The sequence below is a fragment of the Cobetia crustatorum genome, from assembly GCF_000591415.1.
GTDB lineage: Bacteria > Pseudomonadota > Gammaproteobacteria > Pseudomonadales > Halomonadaceae > Cobetia > Cobetia crustatorum.
Genome location: NZ_JEMF01000038.1, coordinates 1 through 26,905, shown reverse-complemented (window position 1 = coordinate 26,905; position 26,905 = coordinate 1). Strand labels below are relative to the sequence as shown.

Annotated in this window: 24 protein-coding genes; 6 read left to right on the top strand and 18 right to left on the bottom strand. The window is 55.3% G+C overall.

Annotation, left to right across the window (positions count from 1 at the left end; translation table 11 throughout):
* Positions 1 to 197 precede the first annotated feature (197 nt).
* Together BF12_RS0109055 and BF12_RS0109045 are read left to right on the top strand one after the other, a co-directional pair.
* Positions 198 to 473 (top strand): hypothetical protein, encoded by a 276-nt coding sequence (locus BF12_RS0109055; RefSeq protein WP_024951995.1) that lies wholly within the window; start codon positions 198 to 200, stop codon positions 471 to 473.
* Positions 474 to 718: 245 nt separating this feature from the next.
* Positions 719 to 1,822, top strand: coding sequence for a GGDEF domain-containing protein (locus BF12_RS0109045; protein ID WP_024951994.1), 1,104 nt, complete (start codon positions 719 to 721; stop codon positions 1,820 to 1,822).
* A gap of 100 nt (positions 1,823 to 1,922) precedes the next feature.
* Here the strand turns inward: BF12_RS0109045 and BF12_RS0109040 are convergent, their stop codons facing one another.
* The 4 genes from BF12_RS0109040 to BF12_RS0109025 form a co-directional block, all read right to left on the bottom strand.
* Entirely contained in the window at positions 1,923 to 2,462 is a 540-nt protein-coding gene (locus BF12_RS0109040) for a YaeQ family protein (protein ID WP_024951993.1), read from the bottom strand.
* Between the two features lie 132 nt (positions 2,463 to 2,594).
* The gene (gene mtnK / locus BF12_RS0109035) at positions 2,595 to 3,848 is read right to left on the bottom strand and encodes an S-methyl-5-thioribose kinase (RefSeq protein ID WP_051510879.1); all 1,254 of its coding nucleotides are present in this window, start codon (positions 3,846 to 3,848) and stop codon (positions 2,595 to 2,597) included.
* Between the two features lie 212 nt (positions 3,849 to 4,060).
* A complete protein-coding gene (gene cls, locus BF12_RS0109030; RefSeq protein ID WP_024951991.1) occupies positions 4,061 to 5,488 on the bottom strand; it encodes a cardiolipin synthase in 1,428 nt (475 codons plus the stop codon).
* Between the two features lie 204 nt (positions 5,489 to 5,692).
* The gene (locus BF12_RS0109025; protein ID WP_024951990.1) at positions 5,693 to 7,198 is read right to left on the bottom strand and encodes a fumarate hydratase; all 1,506 of its coding nucleotides are present in this window, start codon (positions 7,196 to 7,198) and stop codon (positions 5,693 to 5,695) included.
* A gap of 256 nt (positions 7,199 to 7,454) precedes the next feature.
* Between BF12_RS0109025 and BF12_RS0109020 the strand changes: the two genes are divergently transcribed.
* Together BF12_RS0109020 and BF12_RS21995 are read left to right on the top strand one after the other, a co-directional pair.
* The gene (locus BF12_RS0109020; protein ID WP_051510878.1) at positions 7,455 to 8,426 is read left to right on the top strand and encodes an N-acetylmuramoyl-L-alanine amidase; all 972 of its coding nucleotides are present in this window, start codon (positions 7,455 to 7,457) and stop codon (positions 8,424 to 8,426) included.
* 326 nt (positions 8,427 to 8,752) lie between these two features.
* Positions 8,753 to 9,133: a hypothetical protein gene (locus BF12_RS21995; protein ID WP_141103659.1), complete on the top strand. Its 381-nt coding sequence runs from the start codon at positions 8,753 to 8,755 to the stop codon at positions 9,131 to 9,133.
* A 134-nt stretch (positions 9,134 to 9,267) separates the two neighbouring features.
* Here the strand turns inward: BF12_RS21995 and BF12_RS0109010 are convergent, their stop codons facing one another.
* The 8 genes from BF12_RS0109010 to BF12_RS0108970 form a co-directional block, all read right to left on the bottom strand.
* Positions 9,268 to 9,969: an ABC transporter ATP-binding protein gene (locus BF12_RS0109010; protein WP_024951987.1), complete on the bottom strand. Its 702-nt coding sequence runs from the start codon at positions 9,967 to 9,969 to the stop codon at positions 9,268 to 9,270.
* Between the two features lie 74 nt (positions 9,970 to 10,043).
* A complete protein-coding gene (gene livG / locus BF12_RS0109005) occupies positions 10,044 to 10,841 on the bottom strand; it encodes a high-affinity branched-chain amino acid ABC transporter ATP-binding protein LivG (protein ID WP_051510884.1) in 798 nt (265 codons plus the stop codon).
* Between the two features lie 28 nt (positions 10,842 to 10,869).
* Positions 10,870 to 12,183: a high-affinity branched-chain amino acid ABC transporter permease LivM gene (gene livM, locus BF12_RS0109000; RefSeq protein WP_024951985.1), complete on the bottom strand. Its 1,314-nt coding sequence runs from the start codon at positions 12,181 to 12,183 to the stop codon at positions 10,870 to 10,872.
* Entirely contained in the window at positions 12,183 to 13,103 is a 921-nt protein-coding gene (gene livH, locus BF12_RS0108995; RefSeq protein ID WP_024951984.1) for a high-affinity branched-chain amino acid ABC transporter permease LivH, read from the bottom strand. The genes livM and livH overlap by 1 nt, the downstream gene beginning before the upstream one ends.
* A 162-nt stretch (positions 13,104 to 13,265) precedes the next feature.
* On the bottom strand, positions 13,266 to 14,366 hold the full coding sequence (locus BF12_RS0108990) for a branched-chain amino acid ABC transporter substrate-binding protein (protein ID WP_281284689.1): 1,101 nt from the start codon (positions 14,364 to 14,366) through the stop codon (positions 13,266 to 13,268).
* A gap of 617 nt (positions 14,367 to 14,983) precedes the next feature.
* Positions 14,984 to 17,011 carry an excinuclease ABC subunit UvrB gene (uvrB, locus tag BF12_RS0108980; protein WP_024951982.1) on the bottom strand — a complete coding sequence of 676 codons (2,028 nt, stop codon included), beginning with the start codon at positions 17,009 to 17,011 and terminating at the stop codon, positions 14,984 to 14,986.
* A 60-nt stretch (positions 17,012 to 17,071) separates the two neighbouring features.
* Positions 17,072 to 17,497, bottom strand: a complete 426-nt coding sequence (locus tag BF12_RS0108975) for an OsmC family protein (protein ID WP_024951981.1) — start codon at positions 17,495 to 17,497, stop codon at positions 17,072 to 17,074.
* 44 nt (positions 17,498 to 17,541) lie between these two features.
* The gene (locus BF12_RS0108970) at positions 17,542 to 17,733 is read right to left on the bottom strand and encodes a hypothetical protein (protein WP_024951980.1); all 192 of its coding nucleotides are present in this window, start codon (positions 17,731 to 17,733) and stop codon (positions 17,542 to 17,544) included.
* Between the two features lie 229 nt (positions 17,734 to 17,962).
* On the opposite strand from BF12_RS0108970, the gene ygfZ reads away from it, so the two are divergent.
* Entirely contained in the window at positions 17,963 to 19,009 is a 1,047-nt protein-coding gene (ygfZ, locus tag BF12_RS0108965) for a CAF17-like 4Fe-4S cluster assembly/insertion protein YgfZ (protein ID WP_024951979.1), read from the top strand.
* A 139-nt stretch (positions 19,010 to 19,148) separates the two neighbouring features.
* Here ygfZ and BF12_RS0108960 read toward each other — a convergent pair whose 3' ends face one another.
* From BF12_RS0108960 to BF12_RS0108940, 6 genes are all read right to left on the bottom strand, one after another.
* Positions 19,149 to 21,980: an EAL domain-containing protein gene (locus tag BF12_RS0108960; protein WP_024951978.1), complete on the bottom strand. Its 2,832-nt coding sequence runs from the start codon at positions 21,978 to 21,980 to the stop codon at positions 19,149 to 19,151.
* 74 nt (positions 21,981 to 22,054) lie between these two features.
* Complete coding sequence (locus BF12_RS23405; protein ID WP_345917396.1) at positions 22,055 to 22,141, bottom strand: hypothetical protein; 87 nt, start codon at positions 22,139 to 22,141, stop codon at positions 22,055 to 22,057.
* Between the two features lie 23 nt (positions 22,142 to 22,164).
* Positions 22,165 to 22,848: a TatD family hydrolase gene (locus tag BF12_RS19435; protein ID WP_345917393.1), complete on the bottom strand. Its 684-nt coding sequence runs from the start codon at positions 22,846 to 22,848 to the stop codon at positions 22,165 to 22,167.
* A 172-nt stretch (positions 22,849 to 23,020) separates the two neighbouring features.
* Positions 23,021 to 23,503 carry a large conductance mechanosensitive channel protein MscL gene (gene mscL / locus BF12_RS0108950; protein ID WP_035159717.1) on the bottom strand — a complete coding sequence of 161 codons (483 nt, stop codon included), beginning with the start codon at positions 23,501 to 23,503 and terminating at the stop codon, positions 23,021 to 23,023.
* 229 nt (positions 23,504 to 23,732) lie between these two features.
* Positions 23,733 to 25,322 carry a peptide chain release factor 3 gene (gene prfC, locus BF12_RS0108945; RefSeq protein WP_024951976.1) on the bottom strand — a complete coding sequence of 530 codons (1,590 nt, stop codon included), beginning with the start codon at positions 25,320 to 25,322 and terminating at the stop codon, positions 23,733 to 23,735.
* Between the two features lie 143 nt (positions 25,323 to 25,465).
* Positions 25,466 to 25,861, bottom strand: coding sequence for a MerR family transcriptional regulator (locus BF12_RS0108940; RefSeq protein WP_024951975.1), 396 nt, complete (start codon positions 25,859 to 25,861; stop codon positions 25,466 to 25,468).
* Between the two features lie 166 nt (positions 25,862 to 26,027).
* On the opposite strand from BF12_RS0108940, the gene BF12_RS19430 reads away from it, so the two are divergent.
* The gene (locus tag BF12_RS19430) at positions 26,028 to 26,801 is read left to right on the top strand and encodes a cation efflux transmembrane domain-containing protein (RefSeq protein WP_211242417.1); all 774 of its coding nucleotides are present in this window, start codon (positions 26,028 to 26,030) and stop codon (positions 26,799 to 26,801) included.
* The last annotated feature ends 104 nt before the right edge of the window (positions 26,802 to 26,905 follow it).

Genomic DNA, 26,905 nt, shown 5'->3' with positions numbered 1-26,905 from the left:
AGGCTTCCCTCTCAAGACGAGGCGTAATGTACCGCATTGATCTCAAAAAGAAAAGCGGGGATTGAATATTTTTTGCAGCCAGTGGAGACAACCTGCAAAAACCACACATGTCACCCCATCAACATTGCAATCCACACGACAACAACGCATGTTCTAATTTCTATCTATTCTTTAGAACACATCACAGGAGACATGCAATGGCGAAACTCTATTTCAAACTCACCACCACAATGAGTAGCGGCGCGCGCGTAAACGGTGACCCGGTGAAAGTAGATGCTCAACATGCCCCGACTATCGGCAGTAGCATTGCCAAAGGCGAGTGGCCAGCATTGGATGCCATGTCACCGAACTTTCCTGTCAGCGTGACAGGAACAGAACAGGATGATGATGGACACACCATCGTGCTGCTGTGCGAAGCGGATGCACCTGATGCCAAGGATCCAGAGAGCTATCGCTACACCCCCTGGAAGTGATGGACTGAAAGTTAAGCGCAGCATCATCTGACACCGTCAGTGGCGCTGCGTTAGCTAAAGGTAGGCTATCGACTTTGTCATCTCGGATAAGCTATACCTGCAAATGACGCTATATTCCATGTTTATCCCTTCCAGCATGATACTGACCCGCCATGGAATGGCTGCAATGCCCTCTTCTTCAGCGTTCTTTTCTTCAATGCTTGAGCCCTTCATTCGGGGCGGCAGCCCTCTGACGGTGAGATAACATGGCCAGTCCTCTGAAAATGATTGGGTCTTCATGGCGCTGGCTAGTAGGCGAGAATGTCTCGGCACGTCAGATTTTACATCATGGATTTCTGGTTTCGGCCATGCTGATCGGCTTGTTCTCAGCCGTTTTCAACTACCTGATGGAGCTTACGGTACCCGCCTACAGCTTAGCCTTGCTGGTGATCAGCCTAATGATCATGGTGATGTGGTATCGCTCACGCTTTCATGGCGAATACCGCCGCATGTCATGGCTATTTTGCACCTTGGTCACCTTCGTGATGTTACCGGCCAACTGGTTATTCAATAATGGCGCGAACGGCCCGACACTGCTCTTCTACTTGATGGCTTCGGCCTACGTGCTTGGCGTACTGCCTCCCGATCGCATACGTCGTGGCGTCCTGATCAGTGGTTTGATGCTGATGCCTTGGTTGCTGCTGGCACTGGAGCAAACATACCCCGGACTAGTTGCCGTCTATGCAAGTCCGTCCATTCGAAGCCTCGACATGGGCGTTAGCTACACTCTGGCATTTGGGCTACTTAGTGTCGTCATCGCGGGTTATGCCAAACGTATCCGCGAGGAGCGCAATATCTCACGCGCCTACGCTCACAAGCTTGAGCGCCTGAGTCGTCTCGATGGCTTGACCGGACTCTACAATCACCGCACCATCCACGAACATGCTGAAACTTGGATCAACCAGTACGAGAAAGCCTGCCTTTTGATCTGTGATCTAGATAATTTCAAACTGATCAATGATGCGCATGGCCATCCCTACGGCGATCAGGTGCTTGCCACTTTTTCTGCCCATATTCAAGATCTCAGCCATGGAATCGAAGGCAAGGCTGGTCGCTACGGCGGGGAGGAGTTCATGATTCTGCTACCGGGCAACCTGGCAACGGCACGCCAGTTCGATCGTCAACTGCGGGAACGTTGCGATGCCTCTCCCCTAATGCACGGCAATATCCGCTTCAGCGCTGGCGCCAGTGAACTGCGCCACAATGATTCACTTGCCAGCTGGGTACAACGCAGTGATGAGGCGCTTTATCACGCCAAAGCTCATGGTCGAGATCAACTGATTGTGGACCACGACATCAGCGCGGTGTAACTCAGCACTTCAAAAACGGTGTAACCCGGCACTTCAAAAAAGATGCCCCTGCAAGCTTGGCTTGCAGGGGCATCTTTGGGCAGTCCGTCAGGGCAAGAACCTAACGCTCGCCTTTTAGCCACTCGAGATTGATCTCGTGCTGACCATTGTCGTCTGTGATGAAGATGGTGCCTTCGGTGATCATCACCGTCCACTTGATGTTCCGCGGTAACGATGCAGTGATGGCATCCAACGACCCTTCAGGTACAGCAGCGATATTGAGGTTGGATAGCCCAGCTACCGCAGGCAATATCTTGCCTTCCCAGACACGCAAGCTACCGTAGGCCAGTAGTGAGGTGCGCTCGGTGCGCCGTGAGCACCAGGTCAAACGATCAGCATCAGGCTGCCCAACCTCGATCCAATGCAGAACACGGCCATCGAGACTTTTCTCCCACAACGCCGGTTCATCAACATCGGAAAGCCCGCGACCAAAGGCGATATGTTCGCTGTACCACAGCGCATGGCCTAGCAGACGCACGCACAGGCGCAGCTCAGTTTCGGACGGGTGGCGGGCAACAGTGAAACGCAGGGTCTCGTAGACACCGCGATCAAGGTCGGTCAGCGACAGATCCACCTTGTAAGGCGTGGAAGACAGGGCCATGAAAGTCTCTTATTGAGCGTACAGTGAGCGTAGACGCAAAACACATGAGCCTGCCGACGGCAGGCTCATGGATTACAGTGCGCAAAGTCTACCCGAGTGGATGATCAAAAGCCCGAGCGCAGTTGCTCACTATCAGCTCAGATGGCGACGAATGGTAGCATCGAGCACCACCATATCACTCAAGGCATGTCGTTGGAGGATCAGTTCACGCCCCAGCGCCAGGGCTCGACGCTCTGCCTTGGCGCGCGCGCCCTCCTCACTGATCGACTCAAGCTCCAGCACATGCGCCAAGCCCAGAGTACGGCGCACCAGCTCACAGCCAGCATAGCCAATGGCATCACTCAGCATTCGCTGCAAACAACGTTCGGCAACACCGGCCACTGCAAAGCTTGCATCGATACTGGTCACTGCTTGCGCCTGATACTGCGTCGCGAAGGCTTCCCAGCTGGTAACGGCATGCGCACACAGCTGCTCGATATAGCCTTTATTGGCACCCGCCTCAAGTTCGGTATGTGCGCAAGCCGCCAGCCACAGGCCTGCCATCCAGCTGCCAATATCAAAACCAGCAGGCCCGAAAAAGGCAAATTCAGGATCGATGATCTTGGTGCTGTCTTCACGCACGAAAATGGAGCCAGCGTGCAGATCACCATGCAGCAAGGCTTCAGGAGTCGACAGGAAACGTAGCTTGAGCTCAGCCACTTCCACTTTCAGTTGCTGATCGCTCCACAGTGCTTCGGCATCAGAACGTAGCGCAGGATTGATGCTGTTGCGCTCGTGATCGCAGAACGGATCAAGAAAGAAGAGGTCTTCGGTGATCTTGCATTGATCTGGATTGATGAAGCGGGCGACACGCGCCTTCTTGTCGTGTGCATCTAGTGCCAGATCACTGCTGCGATAGAGCGTCGTAGCAAGGAAACGCCCCATGTGCTCGCCTAGAAACGGCAGCGCTGCCTTCTCAATGAAGGCATGACGTAGATTGCGATGGTCCCCGATATCCTCCATCACGATAGCAGACCTTGCATCATCGAAATGATAAAGCGCCGGCACAAGATCCGCTGCACACTCGGCTTCAAAAGCCAGGGTTTCAGCCTCGATACGCACACGCACCAACGAGAGCGGCCAACTTTCACCGATGATCCGCACCCACGGCAACCCCTGCTTGACGATCACCGATGCCAAGCGGTCTGGCGTACATACGCGATAGACATAGTTGATGTTGCCATCACCAATCTCTTCCACCTGCAGTGCTGCCGCCTGCGCGAATGCCGGATACTGATCCGCGACGTGCAGACGCGCAAAGGCAATGACATCTGCATCATCGCGAAACTGATAGGCAATGGACGTGGCGGGAGCCGACGTATCAACAAGCGTGTCTTGGACAGTCATGGCATATCTCGATGCGAAATTCCTTGGAGCCCCGAGCCATGAAACGCTGAAATTGACGGCATTATCATGGCACTTTATTTATTCCCAAAAAGAATAATAAGGCGCTTGGTTATAGCGCTAAAGATGCCCGCAAAGAGAGGATGTGACAAGCCCCTGCACAGGGAATTTTATTCACCCGAGCATGAGCGATCATCACGCCCTGAACAGGTCAGTTATTGAATGGGCGCAAGGAGGTAGGCAGCGCGTGACACCAGCTTGCGCCACATCGGGCGTGCCTCCAGCTCTTCACAGCTGATCTCGCGACAATGCCTGAAATCTTCTTCCAACATGGCTTCCACTTCAGAGGCAAATTGATGATCCGGCACGAAAGCAGTCACCTCAAAATTGAGACGAAACGAGCGATTATCCAGATTGACGGTACCAATGGTCGCCGTATGGCTGTCCATCAACATCACCTTCTGATGCAGGAACCCCGGCTGGTAACGGAAGACACGCACACCGGAGCGAATCATGTCGGAGAGGAACGAGAACGCCGACAGGAAGACCAGCAGATGGTCTGGTCGCTCAGGAATCATGACCCGCACGTCCACGCCACGCAGCGCGGCAATCTTGAGCGCATCCTGAACGCCTTGATCAGGCACGAAGTAAGGGCTGGTAATCCAGATACGGCTCACCGAGGAGTGAATGGCCTGTTGCACCAGAAGGCTAGCCGTCTCGCGGCGATCCGCCGGGCCTGAGGGGACGATGACCACATGTTGGCATTCGTCACAGCTGATACGCGGCTGCCATTCCAGTGATAACACCTCGCCCGTGGCCCAGTGCCAGTCCTCCCAGAAGGCCTCCTGCAATCCCATCACGCTGGGGCCTTCGAGCTTGAGGTGCGTATCACGCCAGGCACCGTAGCGCTCGGAATGACCCAGATATTCGTTGCCGACATTCAACCCACCGACAAAGCCGATACGCCCATCAATGACCGTGATCTTACGATGATTGCGGAAATTGATCTGAAAACGGTGCCGCCAGCCTCGTGAGGAATTGAAAGCACTGACCTCACAACCCGACTCTTCGAGGTCCTTCAGGTAGCCATCCGAGAGCTTGCGCGAGCCGATCTCATCATACAAAAAGCAGACCCGCACTCCGCGTTCGGCTTTATGCATTAGCTTCTGCTTGAGTCGCACACCCAGTTCATCGTGACGCACGATGAAGAATTGGATCAGGATATATTCTTCGGCAGCATCGATGCCGGCGAAAAGCGACTCGAAGGTCTGCTCGCCATTGATCAACAATTGGGCACGGTTACCAGTGGTGACCGGCATCATCGCCAGACGCTCAATGGCATCAAGATGCGTAGGATTGCCACCCAACGGTCGCGATAGCCACGGCGAGAGCTTGGGACGAAAACGCATCAGAACACGCCGCATGGTGGAGTCGCGCTCTTCCCGAGCGCTCACATAACCATAAAAACGCGGGCGACCAAACACCCAATAGAGTGGCAGTGCCACATAGGGGAAGGTCAGTAAACAGAGAATCCAGGCGATCGCTCCCTGCGAAGTGCGACTGGACATCAGCGCAACGACAGCCGTCATGGCGCCGAGCACGTGACTGGCCAGTAGTAAAAAGCCAAGTAACCAAGCGGTCATTGCAACTCCATTGCAAGCTCTAGGGTGTGCGAAGTATGCCACAGTGCGCCACGCAACGAATCCAGCGCACCTGATGACAAAGGTACTTAATACGGCCTATCGGACGGTATACGCAAGAACCCCGCCACAAAGGGCGGGGTTCTTGACTCAACAGATCTGCCTCTCAGCCTTTCTCTCTCGACAAATACCGGCTGAGACTTGCCATCAGGCACGGCTGGCGATGATTTCCTTCCACTTCGCCGGGCCAGTCTGGTGCACGGAGATACCCGCACTATCGACAGCCACAGTGACCGGCATATCTTCGACTTCAAACTCGTAGATCGCTTCCATCCCCAGGTCTTCAAAGGCCAGTACACGCGACTTCTTGATCGCTTGGGCGACCAGATACGCGGCGCCGCCGACGGCCATCAAGTAGCTGGACTTGTTATCACGAATGGCTTCAATCGCAGTAGGGCCACGCTCGGCCTTGCCGACCATGCCCAGCAAGCCGGTTTCTTCCAGCAACGTGCGCGTAAACTTGTCCATACGCGTCGCAGTGGTCGGACCTGCCGGACCCACGACTTCGTCACGGATCGGATCAACAGGGCCGACGTAGTAGATGAAGCGACCTTTCAGGTCGACTGGCAGCTGTTCGCCACGAGCCAGCATTTCGGTCATGCGCTTGTGCGCAGCATCACGGCCGGTCAGCAGTTTACCATTCAGCAGCAGCGTATCGCCCGGCTGCCAGCTCTGCACCTCTTCCGGGGTGATGGTGTCAAGATTGACGCGCTTGACGCTATCGCCCGCTTCACGGGTGATTTCCGGCCAGTCTTCAAGCTTTGGTACCGGCAATTCAGCCGCACCGCTTCCGTCCAGCGTGAAGTGTACGTGACGGGTCGCCGCGCAGTTCGGAATGATCGCCACCGGCTTGTTGGCCGCGTGAGTCGGATAATCCATCACCTTGATGTCGAGCACGGTGGTCAAACCGCCGAGGCCTTGTGCACCAACGCCGGTCGCGTTGACCTTGTCGAACAGTTCGAGGCGGATCTCTTCAGCACGGTTGGAAGCACCACGCGCTTGCAGCTCCTGGATATCGATCGGTTCAAGCAGGGATTCCTTGGCCAGCAGCATCGCCTTCTCGGCAGTCCCGCCGATACCGATACCCAGCATGCCGGGCGGACACCAGCCGGCACCCATCTTCGGAATCTGCTCCAGCACCCAGTCAACGACGGAATCAGACGGATTGAGCATCGCGAATTTGGACTTGGCTTCGCTGCCGCCGCCCTTGGCTGCGACGTGAATCTCGATCGTGTCACCCGGCACCAGCTTGTGGTGAATGATGGCGGGGGTATTGTCCTTGGTATTGGCACGCTTGCCATCCGGATCAGCCAGCACGGAGGCGCGCAGCACGTTGTCCGGCAGCAGGTAAGCGCGACGCACACCTTCATTGACCATATCATCGAGGCTCATGTCGGCCTCAATACGCACGTTCATGCCGACGTTCACGAAGACAGTGACAATGCCGGTATCCTGACAGATCGGACGATGACCCAGGGCACACATCCGCGAGTTGATCAGAATCTGCGCGATGGCATCTTTCGCCGCCGGATTCTCTTCGCGCTCGTACGCCGCATTCATGGCGTCGATGAAATCTTTCGGATGGTAGTAGGAAATGTACTGCAGTGCGTCGGCAACGCTCTGGATCAGATCATCCTGGCGGATCACGGTCATCAGGATCGGCTCCTTGGAGGCAAGCAACATTGAAGGCAAATACACTGGCACGCAGGGCCTCGCCGCGATTACTGTTGTCAGGGACAGAAAACGCGTGACCACGGGGCGGACGCCAGCTCAGGTGGCGGGCATTATACCCCAAGCAGGTCCTTGGCGGCAGAGCGAATCCTGCAACCGACAACTCCTGCCATCGGCTCGGCGATGCTCCAGTGCACTCAATCATCTCACCTAGACCCGCTCATATTTAGAGGCTCTGATGTTCTTGTTTCACTTGCCGTCCCTGCTGCCGCTGTCATCACTCCGCACGCGCACTGCACTGCTGTTAGCCCTCCCATTGGCGCTCGCAGGTTGCGCCTCGACATCAGTCACCTACGCGCCTGTCAGCACGGCCTTTCAGTTTGCTGATACTCCTCTCACAGGCGAAAGTGATTCACGTATACATCACCTGATACTGCACTACACCGATGATGATCTCGCGGGCTCATTGGCAAGCCTGACCGGCCCCCGCGTCAGCGCACATTACTTGCTATCGGCCCCGCAGCAGTCAGCAGACCTGCCACGCGTCTATGCACTGGTACCCGAATCGCGTCGTGCCTGGCACGCCGGCATCAGTCACTGGGCACAGCGTGACAATCTCAATGACACCTCCATCGGGATAGAAATCGTCAATGAAGGCCCATTGCCACTCGAACCCCTCACCGCCGGAGAGAAAGACTCTCTGGTGCCCGGTGTGGCCCGGCGCTGGTCACCTGAGCGTCAGTTTGCGCCATGGGACGAACATCAGATTCAGGCACTCATTGCACTCATAAAGCCCATGCTGGCGCGTCATGACATTGCGCCAGTCGATATCATCGGCCACTCGGATATCGCGCCAGACCGCAAGACCGACCCTGGCCCACGCTTCCCTTGGCAACAATTGCATGAGGCAGGAATAGGCGCCTGGCCAGCGGACAGTGATATCAATTGCTTCCGACGCAAGTTGACACAGGATGGCATGCCACCACGTCACACACTACTGAAGGCTCTCGCGCTCTATGGCTACTCGATCGACGTTGATGCGCCATGGCTAGCCATCGCCGCCTTCCAGGCGCACTTCAGAGCAGGCGCCATCACCGGACAGTTTGATACCGAGAGTGCCGCCATTCTGATGGCACTCGTCGCGCGTTATCGTGATGGCCATGAGTGTTTAGACACGCAAGTCCCTTTGTCGCAGGCCCCTCTATCGTAAACCCCTCTATCGTAAACCCCTCTGCCGTAAACCCCTCTGTCGTAGGCCCACCCCTCTCAAGACAGGCCATGCACATGAGATGGCTGACCCGTAATGACCAATTCACCGCACATCCGGCACGTATCATCGCATTGCAACCCAACGGTCATTTGCGAGGCACACGCTTACTGACACTCACCGGCTTGGGTCAAAGCGGATGGCGTTTTGCGAGGCAAGGACTACCTTGTGTTGAGGATGGAAATTACCGCGAAAGGCGCACGTGTCTGACGCAGACAACTGGCCTAGAGAGGTCAGCTGACATGATGGAACAATGAACGAGGTTGACCATGCCAGATAACATACTCAACTCAATTCCCGACACGCTGTCATCGTCCCCCTCATCACCCCCGGAGTGGACTGGCAGTCGTGTGCCAGCCCCTGCACTGGGCTTTGTAGTGTGCGATGACCACCGTATCTACGGTGCGGGGATGAGTGAAGATGAGTGTCTCGATAACGCGCTTGAATGCCTGTGTGGCTTCTGTGAACGCAGCGCACTGAAAAAGATGCTCGAGCTCTGCCAGTGCGGCGTGCGCTATCCACTCCGCCAGATTCCGGCTACCGCCGCTTGTGTCACCGAATGCCAACGCAAAGGTACAACTGAGCACTATCGAATACATGAAGGTACCGCATACTCACTGGGAGAGCTCGCAGAGCCACTTTCAGCATGACTTCTGCGTGAGTCTCAAACGGGCTCGATCCTTTATCATTGGTTGAGGCAATAAAAACGCCCGCTTCTGCATCAGAAAGCGGCGTTTTTATTGCTATCTCCGTTCGGTTCAATGCCATCAGTTCTACAACGATGTTAGCCACCCAGATAAGCGCGACGCACATCATCATTGGCCAGCAGCGCCTTGCCACTGTCTGCCAGCACGACATGGCCATGCTCCAGCACATAGCCGCGATCAGCAATCGACAGCGCACGATGAGCATTCTGCTCGACCAGAAAAATGGTCGTGCCCTGCTCACGTAGCTGTTCAACAATATCGAAAATCTGGCCAATCACGATCGGCGCCAGCCCCAGCGACGGCTCATCCAGCAGCAACAGCCGCGGACGACTCATCAGTGCACGCCCGATCGCCAGCATCTGCTGTTCGCCACCGGACATGGTGCCGCCGCGCTGATTGAAGCGCTCACGCAAACGCGGGAAGAGATCAAGCACATGCTCGATGCTGCGCTCGTTTTCCTCACGCGTCTGGTAATAACCGCCCATCGCCAGGTTCTCCTCCACCGTCATGCCGGTGAAGATACGTCGTCCTTCTGGCACCACCGACAGCCCACCGCGCATGACGCGTGCAGTAGGTGTGCCGGTAATCTCTTCGCCCTCGAACCACACACGCCCACTGGTCGGGCGCGGATCACCACAGATCGACATTAAAAGTGTCGTCTTGCCGGCACCATTGGCACCGATCAGCGTCACTATTTCACCCTTGCCTACGGCCAGAGAAACATCATTGAGCGCCTGTACTGGCCCGTAATGAGTGGTCAGATTCTCGAGCGCCAACATGGCATCTTGCGGAGCCAGCACCTCACCGGCACAGGAAGCCAATATACCGACGTCTTCGACATGCTCGGTCATCCTTACTCCTCCCCAAGATAGGCTTTGATCACAGCGTCATTGTGACGAATCTCGTCAGGTGTGCCATCTGCAAGCGGTTGACCCTGATTGACTACATAAATGTGGTCGGAGATACCCATGACCAGGCTCATGTCGTGCTCGATCAGCAACACCGAAATTCCTTCATCACGCGTCAGGCTAACGATCAAGTCATCCAGATCACGCGTCTCATTAGGATTCAATCCAGCGGCGGGCTCATCGAGCATCAATAACTTCGGTCTTGCTACCATGCAACGAGCAATTTCAAGACGCCGCTGCTGGCCATAGGCCAGATTACCGGCTTCACGATTCGCAAATTCAAGTAGCCCAACACGCTCAAGCCAATCGCCCGCCTGCTGCATTAGTGCTTTTTCGCTGCGTCGATAGCCCGGCGTCTTGAAAAGACCGCGCAGCAGGTTGCGCTCGGCATGCATATGCTGCGCGACCAGCAGGTTCTCCACCACGGTCATTTCCTTGAACAGGCGCACATTCTGAAAGGTGCGCACCATGCCTGCCTGAGCAATCTTGAAGCCCGGTAGACGGTGCATGGGCTTATCCTCGAAATACACCTCTCCGCCAGTAGGCTGATAGAAGCCGGAGATACAGTTGAAGACGGTGGTCTTGCCAGCACCATTAGGACCAATTACCGAGACAACCTCGCCCGGATGTACTTTCAGTGCAACGCCATCGACGGCCTTGAGGCCACCAAACTGCATGGCAAGATCACGTACATTCAGCAGAGGTGCCTCACCGGCCAATCGCGCTTGTGTGGTGGACGACATATCTGAATTGTCGGCATTACGGAGAGCATCAGCCACGGTCGAGCTCCATGTGCGGTCGTTTAAGAGGAACCAGACCCTGCGGGCGCCACACCATCATCAGCACCATCATCAGCCCGAACAGCAGCATGCGATATTCATTGAATTCGCGCGCCAGCTCCGGCAATAGCGTCATGGCTATCGCTGCCAGAATCACACCCAGCTGAGACCCCATCCCCCCCAACACCACGATGGCGAGAATGATTGCCGATTCAATGAAGGTGAAAGACTCCGGGCTGATAAAACCTTGGCGCGCAGCAAAGAAGGCACCCGCGAAGCCCGCAAAACTGGCCCCGATGGTAAATGCCGATAGCTTGATGCCGGTGGGGTTCATGCCCAGCGAGCGACAGGCAATATCATCTTCGCGCAGCGCTTCCCACGCGCGGCCGATCGGCATGCGCAGCAGGCGATAGATGACGAACAAGGTAATCAACACCAGAATCAGCGCTAGCAGATAGAGATAGATGATCTTGTACGACGGGTCGTAAGCAATCCCGAAGTACTCGTGAAATGGCACATTGCCCTCTTGCGCCTTGCGTGTGAATTCCAGGTCAAAGAACGTCGGCTTGGGAATACGCGCAATCCCATTGGGTCCGCCAGTCAGCTCGGTCCAGTTATTGAGCAAGATACGAATAATCTCGCCAAACCCCAGAGTGACGATGGCGAGATAATCACCTCGCAATCTCAGCACCGGAAAGCCGAGCAAGTAACCGAACAGTGCCGTCATCAGGCCCGCAAGCGGTAACGCTTCCCAGAAGCTGAAGCCGAGATAGCTATTGAGTAACGCATAGGTATAAGCGCCAACGGCGTAGAAGCCGACATAGCCAAGATCCAGCAAGCCGGCCAGTCCTACCACCACGTTGAGACCCAGTCCCAACATGATGTAGATCAGCGTCAGGGTTGCCAGGTCGACGGCCGAACGGTTGGACATGAACGGGAAGATCAGCAAGGCACCGATCGCCAGCATGATCCACAACTGGCGCTTCTGCCCACTGAAGATCTTCGGCAGCGTAAAGCGTGATGGCTTGCGTGTACGCGCACGCCAATCCTCGACCTGCGGGCGTATCAGCTGATGCAAGAACACAGCGAGAGCCGCTGCCAGCAACCACCCCCAAGTCTCCATGCCCATCAAGCGCACTGTGGTCGTGATACCGGTAGATTCAAGCTGTACACCGAGCACTGAGCCCCCCAGCACCAGGGTCAGCACAGCGGCAGCCGTCGCCGACCACCAAGGGCGCCGATAAGACGGCTGTGGAGGAATCGCTTCAGCAGGTGAAGTGCCCGCTTTCTTGAGTATCTGAGCCATCAGATTTTCTCCACTTCGGGCTTGCCGAGAATCCCGGAGGGACGGAACAGCAAAATCAGAATCAATAGGCCGAAGGCCACCACGTCCTTGTATTCGGTCGATAGATAGCCGCCTGTCAGTGCTTCAGCAACACCTAACAACAAGCCACCCAACATGGCGCCCGGAATGCTTCCGATACCGCCCAACACGGCTGCCGTAAACGCTTTAAGCCCTGCAAGAAAACCGATATACGGATTAACCACACCGTAATACATCCCAAGTAGCAGGCCCGCTACTGCTGCCAGTGCGGCACCGATCACAAAGGTCATCGAGATGATCATGTCGGTATTGATGCCCAATAGCCGCGCCATACCAGCATCCTGGGAACAGGCACGGCAGGCTCGCCCGAGGCGTGAACGCGAGATGAAAGTCGAAAGCAGCAACATGCAACCGAGTGTCACACCAAAGATGATGACCTGCATGTAGGATAGATTGACGGCGAAGCTCTCGATGCCGAACTCCCAACCACCCGGGATGAGGCTGGAGATCGCCATGTCCCGTGAACCCTGCGCGAGACGCATATAGTTCTGTAGGAAGATGGACATGCCAATTGCTGAAATCAGCGCAATCAGACGCTTGGAACCACGAACCGGCCGATAGGCGACTCGCTCTACGGCAAAGCCATAGGCACACGAGACCAATACTGCCACCAGTAAAGCAGCCCCCATCAGGAAGAAGGGATTGGCAATGCCGAGCATCCCGAGTGCCGAAATGACGATGAACGTCACATAGGTCCCGATCATGTAGATCTCGCCATGTGCAAAATTGATCATGCCGATGATGCCATAAACCATTGTGTAGCCGATGGCGATCAAAGCGTAGGTACTACCGATGGTCAGGCCATTGATGACCTGCTGCAGGAAGTAAAGAATTTCTTCCATCGAAACGACCCTTGGCCGCGACAGCTACTGACTTGTGGCCATTGACTGTCAGGGATAAGCCGCATGTGCGGCGAAAACGGGAAGACACGACGATATTGCATCGTCGCTGACTCGACCGAATAGAATACCCCCACCACAGCGTGGCGAGGGCTGAAAGGTAGGTTACTGGGCAGCTTCGCTCTTGGTGCCGTCAGCATGCCAGTTATAGACCACGAAGCTGAAGTCCTTCAGGTCGCCCTTCTCATCGTATTCGACCTTGCCGATAGGCGTATCGAAGCTGTTGGCCTTGAGATACTCGGCCACATCTTCAGGATCGGTAGAGTCCGCTCCCTTGATGCCATCCGCAATCAGTTCAACGGCGGTATACGCCGGCATCACGAACGGGCCAGACGGATCCTGCTGCTTGGCTTTGAAGGCTTCGACCAGATCCGCATTCTTGGGATCATTTTCGAAGGCCGGCGGCAGGGTGACGTAAAGTCCCTCGGAGGCTTGGCCGGCAATCTTGGAGATATCCGGGTTGCCCACGCCTTCAGGCCCCATGAATGGAGCATCAAAGCCCAGCTCACGTGACTGACGCAGCAACAATCCCAACTCCGGGTGGTAACCACCGTAGTAGACGAAGTCGACATTCTCTTTCTTGAGCTTGGAGATCAGCGCCGAGAAGTCCTTGTCACCCGCAGTGATGCCTTCAAAGAGCACCACATCGATGCCAGCTTCCTTGACGGTTTCGCGCACACCCGTTGCAATACCTTCACCGTACTGCTGCTTGTCGTGAATGATGGCCATGTGCTTTGGCTGGATGGTATTGGCGATATAACGACCCGCGACCGGCCCTTGCAGAGAATCAAGCCCGATAGTACGGAAGACCAGCTCATAGCCCTGCTCGGTGATGGTCGGGCTGGTAGAGGCTGCCGTGATCATCATGACGCCTTCCTCGGCGTAGATGTCAGAAGCCGGCTGAGTGGCACTGGAACACAGATGGCCGACGACATACTGAACACCATCGTTGACGATCTGGTTGGCAACTGCCACAGCCTGTTTCGGATCGCAGGCATCATCATACTTGACACCTTTGAGCATCTCGCCATTAACACCACCGGCGGCATTGATTCGCTCGATGGCCATCTCTGCACCGGTGAACTGCATGTCACCATACTGTGCAACGGGACCAGTGACCGGACCAGCCATCGCGATAGTGATATCTGCCTGAGCCTGAGTCGAAATCGCCGCGGCGATCCCCAGGACGAGAAGTGACCTGCGCATCATGATAGATATTCCTGTTCCCGATTATTGTTGTACTGCGAGTCTGGCAGACCTGGCAGATGCGTTCTGATGACGCCTGGATGTCCCGAGTGAAGAACTGGCCATCAACCACAGAATAAGCGAACTGGATTCTGCTGAAATGAAGCACAGCATCACACACAGGAATGCCTTGAAATCATTATTGGCAGCAGGGAATACGCATGTAAAGCGGCCGTTTGACGGCTTATGAATGCATTCAACGAGTCTCCAACAGACTAAAATCCTGCCGCTACCACTTTTACAAAGCAATCTATGGCAATATAAAAAAAAGCCAGTGTTTGCGCGATGGTATTTTCTTAATGACAGGATTTAACTCCGCGACTGCACCATGAGGTCGCATGGCTCGACAGGTGCTCTTTACGCCCAAGGTTGTAGACATCATGAACAATCATCGCACCACAGGTAACGCGGGCGATGCAGGAATAGATAGGAAAATAAACAAGATAACGGGATAACTACTTCACCTTTATCCTGTTGGCATTGACACACATGATGCATCGAAATCTGGCGGCGCAAGAACAATCGCCCGGCACGGCATGACCGTGTCGGGCGATAACAGTACTAACGGTGCAAGTTGGCTAGCCGAGTGCTATCAGACGATTACGCACATCATTGATCTGGTCACGCAGCCGCCCTGCTGCCTCGAACTCGAGATTCTTGGCGGCTGCGTACATATTATCTTCGAGGCGACTGATTTCTTTTTCCAGTGCCTTCGGCCCCTGTGCTGCCAACGCTGCATAATCGGGCGTTTCTTCGGCAACCTGACGCTCGTTATTCTTGCGACGACTGCTTTTACGCCCAGGTGCCTGCGCACCTTCCATGATGTCCGCGACTGACTTGGTAATAGTACGCGGGGTAATGCCGTGCTCTTGATTGAATTCAGTCTGCTTCTCACGGCGGCGCTCCGTCTCGGCAATCGCACGCTGCATGGAATCAGTGATGCGATTACCGTAGAGGATCGCCTTACCATTGGCATTACGGGCCGCGCGGCCAATGGTCTGGATCAACGAGCGCTCCGAGCGCAGAAAGCCCTCTTTATCCGCATCGAGAATAGCCACCAGCGAAACCTCGGGAATATCCAATCCTTCACGCAACAGGTTAATACCGACCAGCACATCGAACTTGCCCAGACGCAAATCGCGAATGATCTCGACACGCTCAACAGTATCGATATCCGAATGCAGATAGCGAACACGCACGTCGTGCTCACCGAGATATTCGGTCAAATCTTCTGACATCCGCTTGGTGAGTGTCGTGATCAGTACACGCTCGCCGACCTCAACGCGAGCCCGGATCTCGGACAGTACATCGTCGACCTGAGTAGATGCCGAACGCACCTCGATGACAGGATCCAGCAGCCCGGTAGGCCGCACCACCTGCTCGACGACCTGCCCCGTATGCTCTGCTTCATACGCCCCCGGTGTTGCAGAGACGAAGACAGCCTGCGGAAGAATACTTTCCCATTCCTCGAATTTCATCGGTCGGTTATCAAGCGCCGACGGCAGACGGAAGCCATATTCAACCAGAGTTTCCTTGCGCGAGCGGTCACCGCGATACATACCCCCTACCTGCGGCACGCTGACATGCGACTCATCAATGAAGACCAACGCATCTTTCGGCAGGTAATCAAAGAAGGTCGGCGGCGCCTGCCCGGGGTCACGCCCCGAGAGATAGCGAGAGTAATTCTCGATACCGTTGCAGTAGCCCAGCTCCATCATCATTTCGATGTCATAAAGCGTGCGCTGCTCGAGTCGCTGTGCCTCGACCAGCTTGTCATTCTTGCGCAAATACGCGAGGCGTTCGACCAGCTCTGCTTTGATATGGTCTATCGCAGCCACGATGGTCTCGCGAGGCGTGACATAGTGGCTCTTGGGATAGATGGTCATCCGCGGCACTGACTCACTGACTTCTCCGGTCAGCGGATCAAACAGTCGGATGGAATCTATTTCATCATCAAACAACTCAATCCGCACCGCTTGCTCTTCAGAGTCTGCGGGGAAGACATCAATGACATCGCCTCGCACACGATAGGTGCCGCGCCGGAAGTCCATGTCGTTACGCGTATATTGAAGCTCCGCCAATCGACGCAGGAAGGCACGCTGATCAATCTGCTCGCCACGATTGAAGTGCAGACGCATCTTCAAATACTGCTCAGGATCACCCAGGCCGTAGATGGCCGAGACGGACACGACGATCAGCGCATCGCGCCGCTCCAGAAGTGCCTTGGTCGCTGACAGCCGCATCTGCTCGATATGATCATTGATCGAGGCATCCTTCTCGATGAAGGTATCCGAGGAGGCGACGTAGGCTTCTGGCTGGTAGTAATCGTAATAGGAGACGAAGTATTCGATGGCGTTGTCAGGGAAAAATGCCTTGAACTCACCGTACAGCTGAGCCGCCAACGTCTTGTTGGGTGCCATGACAATAGTAGGACGCTGTAGGCGCTCCACCACATTGGCGACGGTGAACGTCTTGCCAGAACCGGTAACACCCAGCAGCGTCTGATGAGCCAAACCCGCCTCAAGGCCGGTAATCAGCTTCTCGATAGCTGCAGGCTGATCACCGGCAGGCTTGAACTTGGACTCGATGCGAAATGGTTTACTCATGCGCCCTCAATGGTGGCGGCCAAGCCGCTCTTCAACTGGCAACTCGCCACGCGAGCTCTATCAGCTATCGCTGCTGGTCTCTCGGCTAACCACTGACACCTGACTGCTGGTCATCAGACGATGGATAGGGCAACGCTCCGATATCTCGAGCAAGCGTGTCCGCGTCATCTCATCAAGCTCGCTGCCGGATTCGGCGATAAACTGCATGCTGACAGTGAGGCGATACTCACCCCGTCGCTCGTCACTGTCGTCACGATCCACGGTCGTCACGATACTTGCCAGCGGTAGTGCCTTGCGGCGTGCATACATCAACACGGTGATCGACTTGCAGGCACCTAGCGAGAGATCGAAGTAGTCATGAGGATCAGGGGCACTGTCGTCGCCCCCGACCACCGCAGGAATATCCACCAGCAACTCATCAAAGCTTGCGACCTTGACCCGCTGAACGAAGCTTCCTGCCTGACGAGTCACTACCTCGATGCTCATGCGCCACCTTCCCTGTCGTTATTACACGTGAGGAGCTTACTGGATCATTTGACCTTGTAACCCGCCTTCTCTACCACCTTGACCACAGCCTCATAGCGTACCTGCCCATCAACCTCAGCAAATCCACGTCCGACTTCGGCTTCCTTGACGCCGTCCATCATCATCAACGCCGTGGTGACCTTGTTAACGTCGTTGACACTTTCGACGCCGATCAACGTCAGGGAAAAACTGGCCATCGTGTAGTTCCTGTCATGCAGATAAATGAGCGCGCCGGAGCGCATTGCAGCCGCCAAGAGTAGCACGGTTGCCTTTGTGAGGCAGAGCCAGCGGAGAAGCTCACAGAGAGAATATAGGGTTCAGAGACGACAGGGGCTGACAGCCGCCAGCTAGCGCGTGACAATGCCGTCATCAGGAACGTCGGCGACAAGCTGACACCTCACATACCTCGCAACAGGATGCATGTTCATGAATGCGCTCAATACCTTGATGCAGCAACACGGCTATCACTCTGCTGAGGATGGCAGTCTGGCACTGGATACCCCCGTGTGCGAAAGCCACTACCTCGCCCCGCTCGAAACATTCGAGATACTTGAGGTGAACGGAAAGGATGGCGAGCGCTTCCTCCAAGGCCAGACATCACAACATCTGACACTGGTCGATGGCAGCCTTGCTCCCCTGACCGCCTTTTGCACGCCCAAGGGGCGAATCATGGGCATGGCGCAGCTGCTACGTGTCACGCCAGAGCAACTCTGGCTGTTGATGCCCACAGGGACCGCAGCACCGCTCAAGACTCACCTTGCGAAGTTCGCCCCCTTCTACAAAGTCACACTTGAGATCCCCGACACACTCAAAGTCATCGGGCTCAGCGGCCAGGACTCACTGACAGCGGCGGCCAGATTCCTTGAGAGTGATCAGCCGCTGCCGACGCACGATTTTGCCATGCTGGCTGCAGGTAATGCCGTATTGGCTCGCCAGCCAGCACAAGCTGAGCCACGCGGTGTATTGATCGCTCAAGAGGCACAGATGATTGAGGCCATGCATTATCTACTTGAGGCTGGAGTCACGCCTGCCGATGGCAGAAGCTGGACGCTAGGGGATATCCGCGCAGGGCTACAATGGGTTACGGCGACACAAACGGATAGCTGGCTTCCTCAGATGCTTAATCTTGAGGCGCTGGCTGCCATCAGTTTCAAGAAGGGCTGTTATACTGGGCAGGAAGTGGTGGCACGTGCGCATTTCCGTGGCCAGGTAAAGAAGCGCCTGATGCGCTTGATCAGTCACCAAGACATGGCACTCCCCTCCCCTGGCACCAAGGTGCTGGATAGCAATAACAAATCATTGGGCGCAGTAATGACCGCCGCCCATGCACCCGACGGCACGCTGGAAATACTGGCTGTCGTCAGCTTGCGTGATGAAGACGCCATCCTGAAGCTTGAGACCCAGCAGACGCTAGCGCACGCAGCACTTCCCTACAGTGTTGAGCGACGCGATCCGGAGCGCCTCAAGGACTGAAGTCACGCTTCCTCTTTCTATTTCTCCCAAAACCTTTTCAGAAAGCTTCTGGCAAAATGACAATGCCCCCGCTCGTGATCTCTCGAACGGGGGCATTGGTACATGTCGTGAAGCGTCTGGGATGGGCGCCTTTTACCTGTCAGGAGTTATCGATTCCCTGCAGGTCTGCCGGTAACCAATGGTCACCCGCCATCAGATGGTCAATGAGCTCCTGCGCCGGCAGTGGTCGAGAATAAAGATAGCCTTGATGCAGCGTGCATCCATGAGCAATCAGGGCCGCGCGCTCCTTGGGGGTTTCAATCCCCTCTGCCACCACCGATAACTGAAAGGCTTCCGCTAGCCCCAGCATGGCATCAATCATCGCCTGCCCTTGGCTTGAGCCTTCGCCCAATCCCGTCACGAATTGTCGATCAATCTTGAGCTTATCGAAGGGTAACCGCTGCAGCTGGGACAGCGATGAATAGCCGGTACCAAAATCATCCAACGCCAATGCCACACCATGAGCGCGTATTTTCTGGAACAGTATCGCCAGTGTCTGAATATCGTCCGGCAGCTGGCTTTCGACCAGCTCCAATGTCAGTTGCTGACAGAGCCCAGGATAGCGGAATAGTCCATCAAGATCAGACAAGAAGCGCTTATCCATCATATGCCGTACGGTTACATTGACACTCAAATTCAGCTCATGACCGGCTTCATGCACTCTGATCAAGGTTGCAATACTTTCCTTGAGCACCCAGCGACCCAGTGCAACATCGAGCCTGGCCGATTCGACAATCGCCATGAAGTCCGCCGACCCCATCAGGCCATGATCCGGATGCTGCCATCTGACCAGTGCCTCAGATAGCATGAGTGTGCCATCACGGCCATCCACGATCGGCTGAAGGTGGAGCCGCAATTGTCCTTCCCTGAGGCCGACAATAAACTCGGCTTCCAACTGCTTCAGACGACGCACCTCACGCTCGGCAGCCTCATCGAAGAAGTGCCACTCTCGTTTGAGTTGCAAGGTGTCATGTAACGCACGCTCACTGCGATACACCAACGCATCCATCTGCTGACCATCCTCGGGATAACGGCTGATACCAAGGCTGGCCTGCAGGTAGATCACCTCATTATCCAGCGTGACCTTATGGCGAACTGCCCCGAGCAGACTATCTAACCAGCCGCTGATACCGCCACACGTCGCTTCGAGCAATCGGCGCTGAACCATGATCAATAGCCGGTCTGTTTCCAGGCGCGCCACATGCCCTGCATTGCCAAGTAACGGTGCAATACGTTTCTGCACCAACTCCAGCTGATGATTCCCCAAGCTTGCACCTTCGTGCTCGTAAAGCTCCTGAAGCCCACCGATCCGAAGGGCCATCAGCACAAAGCCATCCATCGGCGATACAGACCCAAGCTGATCGATACGCATCTTGATCAGTCGCAGGATGCCTTCACGGCTCAACAAGCCAGTATCGGCATCCGTTTCCCGCTCCTGTAGCAATTGATGCTGCAGCAATATTCTTTCCTGCTCGAGCCCTCGAATGATCAAGGTGTTCAGTGTCCTGTCCAGCACGGGCATCAGCGCAACCTCATCTAGCGCATTGCCACGGCTCACAATCAACAACAGCTCACTCCGGCCTGGGTGCGGAGATATCGAATAACCCAGCAGTTGGCTGGCGCCCAATCGCTGACAGAGCTGCAATGCACGATTCTCAACGCCTGCGGATTGTGGCTCAGAACTATTGATGCGGATCGGACCCACTGGCAGGCGCCAGAGTGGATCACGCTTCAATGATGCCTCACTCAACCATTCGCGCTCATCGCGGCTTTGCAGAATCAGATAACCTGCGCTCGGATTCCCCACCTCTCGCCGGTAAATGATGACTTCTGCACCTGCCATTTCGCGCACGCGGCGCAGGTACTGTGAAAGTATCGCCTTGGCATGTTCCTGATTGTGTGTCTCATAAGGCACTGTCAGAAACTGTTCGTTGAACTGGTGATGCAAATCGAGTTGAACAGCACACTGCACTTCTTTGCCACGACTTATCTTGCGACGGATATGGTCACGCCAGATCATGCAGCATGCCCCGATGACAGCCAGCAGAATGACCAGCAGCAACGCGCCAAACGGTGCTCCAAGACTTAACAGCAGCTCTGCACCACGACTTTCATCTTTCCAGCAGGCACGAATACTGTTGCGCAGGCCAGCGTGCACTAGCGCCTGTGGCAATAGCACACAGGTCCGCTCAGTCGCGATTGGCTCTGAAAGCTTATTGCTGACTATCTCCAGTCCATTCAAACCAAGGACTGCTGCCTGCTCGCTTAACACTGCCGCCGTCATCGGAATGCCAAAGATCAGCAACCCTTGCTGATCACGTGATGGCAACGCCTCTTCATCAGCATAAAGGCCTTGAACACCGACTAACCAGGGCTGCCCTGCGACGCGTACCCAAGTGATCTGTGGCACCGTTGGTGTATTCCAAGACTTCACCAACAAGGGAGAAAGCGCTCGCCGCCAGCCTTCCGGTTGCTCGCCCAACCATTGCTCCGATGCAGCAACATGCTCGCCCCACGCTGCTACCCGACCATTTCCACGCACGACACCTATCAGGTGAATGCCGGTGTTCGTCGCAAACTCAGCCCCGTACATATAGTCGAGCCAAGCGTTATCGGGGGTAGGCTTGCGCAGCATTTCTTCGACAGCTTCCTCCCAATAAGCATTCTCACGTAACTGACCGCCCAGCATGCGCTGTTCAGCATTCATCCATAACGTCAGGCGTTGCGCTGCAGATTGGCGATCATTATCACGTATTTGGTTTATCTGACTAACGGTCAACCAACCGCTAACCAAGATCAACGCAATGAGCAGTATGGGAATCAGCAGAAAACGATAGCGAGGATTGTCCGAGACAGTTTCATTATCAAAAGCAGAAAACGCCTCATGAGCTTGCTCACGCGAGGCTTGATCGGACACTGGAGAACGAGACATTGATTTACCGATGATTACGCGACCTCCTGAGCCAATGTGGCATGAATATACCTAGCCACCATGTTCAGTCTAGATCAGACGTTCAGTTGAAGAACACGTCGAACATTTGCCGTGGTTAACTCCCCGATATGCTGCACAGAGGTCGCACGCAGTTCAGCCACCACCTCCGCTACCTGCTTCACTCTCACGGGCTCGTTTCGTTGGCCTGGTAACCGCTCAATGGCATGTCCGGACTATCCGTCTCGAGGATAAACCCCTCATCCGGTAATCGAGACACGACATGACGCAATTTCTGTGCGCGGGAATACGTCACACTGCCGCCTAACCCGAGAACAAAACCCAGCGCTAGAAAGCGTTCCGCCTGCACCTCGCTCCCAGCAAAGGCATGGATGATGCCACCACGTGGCAGGCAAGCCTCACGAAGGTGCTTGGCGACCTGATCATTGGCACGCACACAGTGCACGATAACTGGTAACGAGAACTCTCTGGCGAGCGCCAACTGCGCATCAAACAGTTGCCATTGTCGCTGGGGATCGGGCAAGCGTGCGTCAAATCCGCATTCGCCTACTGCCACTACACCTGGAGTGTTATTCAGTGCATTGCGGAGCGCTGTCAGCGCCTCATCATCATGTTCAGACATGAAATAGGGATGAAGTCCTAATGCGGCATACACCTGAATGCTCTCCCGCGACAACGTCAGTACCTTCTCAAAACTTGCTGCAGTCGTCGCAGGCACGACATAGGCAGCAACACCGGCGGTGATCGCACGTGTGAGTACCTGTGCTCGATCGCCATCAAAGACGCTGAAATCCAGGTGGCAGTGACTATCTATCAACATGAGTTTCCCCGAGGCAACTATCTCGGACATGATGAAGCACCGCATGTGCAAGGTCACGAACCGACGTAGTATCCACACTAAAAATCGACCACCAGGGCCGATTTTTAGTGCAGTACCACTTGGGAAAATTGCTGCATCAAATAAGGAAATATCCTTTTGCCAAGATAATGTCGTGACACGACATCAGGACGTAAATTCTCGATCAGGCAGCTGTGGCAGGTGCCAGAGACTCAATCTCCGAGGTGCAATGACCACAGCGCGTGGCGGCAAGTGGTACCTTGGAGAGACAGTAAGGGCAATCCTTGTCAGTGATCTCTTCAGGCTCTGCCTCAGCTTCCTTCTTGAGCTTGTTGATCTGACGAATCAGAAAAAATACCGCCATGGCCACCAGTGCAAAACTGATGATGGCATTGATGAACAGGCCGTAATTCAATGTGACTGCACCAGCTTCCTTGGCCGCTTCGAGACTGGCGTAAGGCCCTGCTGCTGCACCGTCCTTGAGTACGACAAAGAAGTTGGCGAAGTCCACACCGCCAATCAGTAAGCCGATCAAGGGGTTGAGCAGGTCACCCACAAGGCTTTTGACGATCAGGGTAAAGGCACCCCCGATGATGATACCCACCGCCATATCGACAACATTACCCTTGACCGCGAAATCGCGGAATTCCTTCATGAAACCGGCCATTGCCTGACTCCCTTGCTCGTATCGTTATTATCACAGCACCTGAACCCATCTGGCACTTATCCCACATCCGACAACGTACTGGTCCGCTTACGTTGGCATCACGCGGGAATTATGAGGATAGACAGAGCTGCGCAAGGTTGGGAGATTTAACGCTTGATGACAGAAAGGTGCGTAACAAAAAACGCCACCCTTATTGGGTGGCGTTTTTTGTTAGCGACTGGCAGTGTAATCAGTGCTCGCGTGTTGCAAGGAAGGTGATATCCGGCCAACGCTCCTGCGTCAATTGAAGATTGACGCGAGTTGGTGCGATGTAGGTCAAGCAACCACCACCATCATAGGCAAGGTTGGTACTGGCCTTACGCTTGAAGTCTTCAAGCATTTTGATGTCGTCACAGTAAATCCAGCGCGCCGTTTTTACATTGACCGCTTCATACATGCACTCGACCTTATACTCTTCCTTCAGGCGATGCGCGACCACATCGAACTGCAGGGTACCGACGGCACCCACAATCAGATCGTTGTTGTCGAAGGGCTGGAAGACCTGAGTCGCGCCCTCTTCGGAGAGCTGCTGGAGACCTTTCTGCAAGGCCTTCATCTTCAGCGGGTCTTTCAGGCGCACGCGCTTGAAGAGTTCCGGTGCGAAGTGCGGAATGCCAGTGAAGCGCATGTCCTCACCGATGGTGAAGGTATCACCGATCTGGATGGTACCGTGATTGTGCAGACCGATGATGTCACCCGGCCATGCCTCTTCCACGTGAGAACGATCAGCCGCCATGAAGGTCAGAGCATCAGGAATCTTGACGTCCTTGTTGATGCGCACATGACGCATTTTCATGTTCTTCTCGTACTTTCCTGAGCAAACACGCAAAAACGCTACACGGTCACGGTGCTTGGGATCCATATTCGCCTGAATCTTGAACACGAAGCCGGTGAAACGTTCATCATGAGCCGTGACTTCGCGGGTATCGGTATCACGCGGCTGAGGCGGCGGCGCGTACTCAACGAAACCGTCAAGCATCTCGCGCACGCCGAAGTTACCCATGGCGGTACCGAAGTAGACCGGTGTTAATTCACCGCGACGATAGGCGGCGAGATCAAATTCATGGGAGGCACCACGCACGAGCTCGACTTCCATGCTCAGCTCTTCAACGAGGTCTTCGCCCAGCACCTCAATAGCCTCCGGACTATCAAGCCCCTTGATGCGAACATCATCAGGAATGCGGCTACCCTGTCCCTGCTTATAAAGATGAATCTCGTCGGTGTAAAAGTGGTAAACACCTTTGAAACCTTTACCGACACCGATCGGCCATGTCATCGGCGCACACTGAATGTTCAGTACCGTCTCGACTTCATCCATCACTTCAACCGGGTCACGAGTTTCACGGTCCATCTTGTTGATGAAGGTCAGAATCGGCGTGGTACGCAAACGACAGACTTCCATCAACTTGACGGTACGCTCCTCGACACCCTTCGCGCCATCGATGACCATCAGCGCCGAATCTACCGCTGTCAGCGTACGGTAGGTATCTTCCGAGAAATCCTCGTGCCCTGGCGTATCCAGTAGATTGACCATGCGTCCCTTGTAGGGAAACTGCATGACGGAGGTCGTCACGGAGATACCGCGCTCCTGCTCCATCTTCATCCAATCGGACGTCGCATGGCGATCAGCACGCTTGCTCTTGACCGAGCCTGCCATCTGAATGGCATTCCCGAACAGCAGCAACTTTTCGGTGATGGTGGTTTTACCGGCATCCGGGTGAGAAATGATAGCAAACGTACGGCGAATGTCGGCCGCCTGGGCAATCTGGGAATCTGACATGGCTGAAAGGTATCCGGCTCGACGTGAAAGCACGCCGTGCACACTGTGTGGTGAATAGCAGAACAAAACGAATGGCGCGCATTGTAGCGGCTGGCGAGGCTGGGCAACAGAGGTGATAGCCCCGACTCAATGGATCACGCGTCCTACTCGGTAGTCTGTGATAGTGCTTCAACAATCCGGCACTGGGCGATCACACCGCCAGCACAACAAGACGTGAGACGCACCAGTTCCTGCTCCATGGCTGCCAGATCTCGCTGTCGCTCGCGCACTTGCGCTAGTTGTGCCTCGATTCGCTCATCGACCTGATCGCAGGGCAAGGCGTGCTGGTCGGCGAGTCCCAGCATGACGCGAATATCATCCAGCGCGAAGCCCAACCGCCGACAGCGACGAATGAAGGTCAAGCGCTTCAATTGCGCACGACCATATTCGCGATACCCATTGGCACTACGATGTGCGGGATCCAATAGCCCCTGCTTCTCATAATAACGAATCGTCACCGCCTGCACATCGGACGCCGCCGCCAGCTGACCGATGCTCATCCATTCATTCGCACCTTTTGATGCTAGCCCCTCAGACTCTGTCGCTGTCATTTCTCCCCCTCAGCACTTGACCTTATAGTCACTATAACCCTCATGCTGACAGCATCATGAAGGGAGGCCAAGTCGCCATATGAAAAGCTGTTGCGAAAGCAAGACGAGTGAGTTGATGCAGTTGCGCGCATCACAGGCAAAAGTGTTGAAGATATTGCTGATACTGAACGCCAGCATGTTCTTCGTCGAATTCACCGCCGCTTGGTGGCTGGGGTCTACCGCACTGCTCGGGGATTCACTGGACATGTTCGGCGACGCCAGCGTTTACGCCCTGACGCTGTACGTGCTTCACCGTAGCCTGCGCGCTCGAGCGATGAGTGCAATGGTCAAAGGCGTGATGATGTTGGCCCTCGGCGCCATCGTGCTGGTCGAGGCTGGCTTCCAGGCATTCAATGGCGTAGCGCCAGCGGCACACGGCATGGGGGCCTTCGCGTTATTGGCGCTGGCAGTCAATCTAGCCTGCTTCGCGATGCTGTGGCGCTTCAAGTCAGATGACCTGAACATGCGCTCCACCTGGTTGTGCTCACGCAATGACATCATGGCCAATGCCGCCGTCTTCGTGGCTGCCATCCTCGTCGGCTGGACAGGGTCACGCTGGCCGGACGTATTGCTGGGCGCAGCTATTGCCGCCCTGTTCCTGCAATCAGCCTGGCAAGTCATGGGAGATGCACGCCTTGAAATGCGCGCCGCGAAACAGGGAACACAAGGTACCGCGGCTATAGATTCGGCGGCTCCTGCGGCCTGTACGACAGCGGTGACAGGAGGAATGACGACTGAAGACGTCGAAACGCAAGCCATCAAGTCAGGTGGCAGCTGCTGCTCTCCCAAGCCTGCTCCGACTGAAACAGCACCTGCTTCAGGATGCTGCTCAAGCAAGCGCTGTGATTGAACCTCGTACGCTGACACAAGCGCCCACCGGTACCGGTGGGGCCGCTTGTGTTTTCAGTCTTGCGCTGATGTCGTAATCCACTCGACTCATCATCAGGTCATTCA

Coding starts and splice junctions, on each gene's coding strand:
- prfC (WP_024951976.1), bottom strand. CDS start 25,322: ATGTCAGATTCCCAGATTGCCCAGGCGGCCGACATTCGCCGTACGTTT.
- BF12_RS21995 (WP_141103659.1), top strand. CDS start 8,753: ATGCCAGATAACATACTCAACTCAATTCCCGACACGCTGTCATCGTCC.
- cls (WP_024951991.1), bottom strand. CDS start 5,488: ATGACCGCTTGGTTACTTGGCTTTTTACTACTGGCCAGTCACGTGCTC.
- BF12_RS19430 (WP_211242417.1), top strand. CDS start 26,028: ATGCAGTTGCGCGCATCACAGGCAAAAGTGTTGAAGATATTGCTGATA.
- BF12_RS0109045 (WP_024951994.1), top strand. CDS start 719: ATGGCCAGTCCTCTGAAAATGATTGGGTCTTCATGGCGCTGGCTAGTA.
- mtnK (WP_051510879.1), bottom strand. CDS start 3,848: ATGACTGTCCAAGACACGCTTGTTGATACGTCGGCTCCCGCCACGTCC.
- BF12_RS0108960 (WP_024951978.1), bottom strand. CDS start 21,980: ATGTCTCGTTCTCCAGTGTCCGATCAAGCCTCGCGTGAGCAAGCTCAT.
- livG (WP_051510884.1), bottom strand. CDS start 10,841: ATGTCGTCCACCACACAAGCGCGATTGGCCGGTGAGGCACCTCTGCTG.
- livM (WP_024951985.1), bottom strand. CDS start 12,183: ATGGCTCAGATACTCAAGAAAGCGGGCACTTCACCTGCTGAAGCGATT.
- BF12_RS0108940 (WP_024951975.1), bottom strand. CDS start 25,861: ATGAGCATCGGTCAGCTGGCGGCGGCGTCCGATGTGCAGGCGGTGACG.
- mscL (WP_035159717.1), bottom strand. CDS start 23,503: ATGGCCGGTTTCATGAAGGAATTCCGCGATTTCGCGGTCAAGGGTAAT.
- BF12_RS0109040 (WP_024951993.1), bottom strand. CDS start 2,462: ATGGCCCTGTCTTCCACGCCTTACAAGGTGGATCTGTCGCTGACCGAC.
- BF12_RS0109025 (WP_024951990.1), bottom strand. CDS start 7,198: ATGACCGTGATCCGCCAGGATGATCTGATCCAGAGCGTTGCCGACGCA.
- BF12_RS0109010 (WP_024951987.1), bottom strand. CDS start 9,969: ATGTTGGCGCTCGAGAATCTGACCACTCATTACGGGCCAGTACAGGCG.
- livH (WP_024951984.1), bottom strand. CDS start 13,103: ATGGAAGAAATTCTTTACTTCCTGCAGCAGGTCATCAATGGCCTGACC.
- BF12_RS0108975 (WP_024951981.1), bottom strand. CDS start 17,497: ATGAGCATCGAGGTAGTGACTCGTCAGGCAGGAAGCTTCGTTCAGCGG.
- BF12_RS0108990 (WP_281284689.1), bottom strand. CDS start 14,366: ATGCGCAGGTCACTTCTCGTCCTGGGGATCGCCGCGGCGATTTCGACT.
- uvrB (WP_024951982.1), bottom strand. CDS start 17,011: ATGAGTAAACCATTTCGCATCGAGTCCAAGTTCAAGCCTGCCGGTGAT.
- BF12_RS19435 (WP_345917393.1), bottom strand. CDS start 22,848: ATGTCCGAGATAGTTGCCTCGGGGAAACTCATGTTGATAGATAGTCAC.
- ygfZ (WP_024951979.1), top strand. CDS start 17,963: ATGAATGCGCTCAATACCTTGATGCAGCAACACGGCTATCACTCTGCT.
- BF12_RS0109020 (WP_051510878.1), top strand. CDS start 7,455: ATGTTCTTGTTTCACTTGCCGTCCCTGCTGCCGCTGTCATCACTCCGC.
- BF12_RS0108970 (WP_024951980.1), bottom strand. CDS start 17,733: ATGGCCAGTTTTTCCCTGACGTTGATCGGCGTCGAAAGTGTCAACGAC.
- BF12_RS0109055 (WP_024951995.1), top strand. CDS start 198: ATGGCGAAACTCTATTTCAAACTCACCACCACAATGAGTAGCGGCGCG.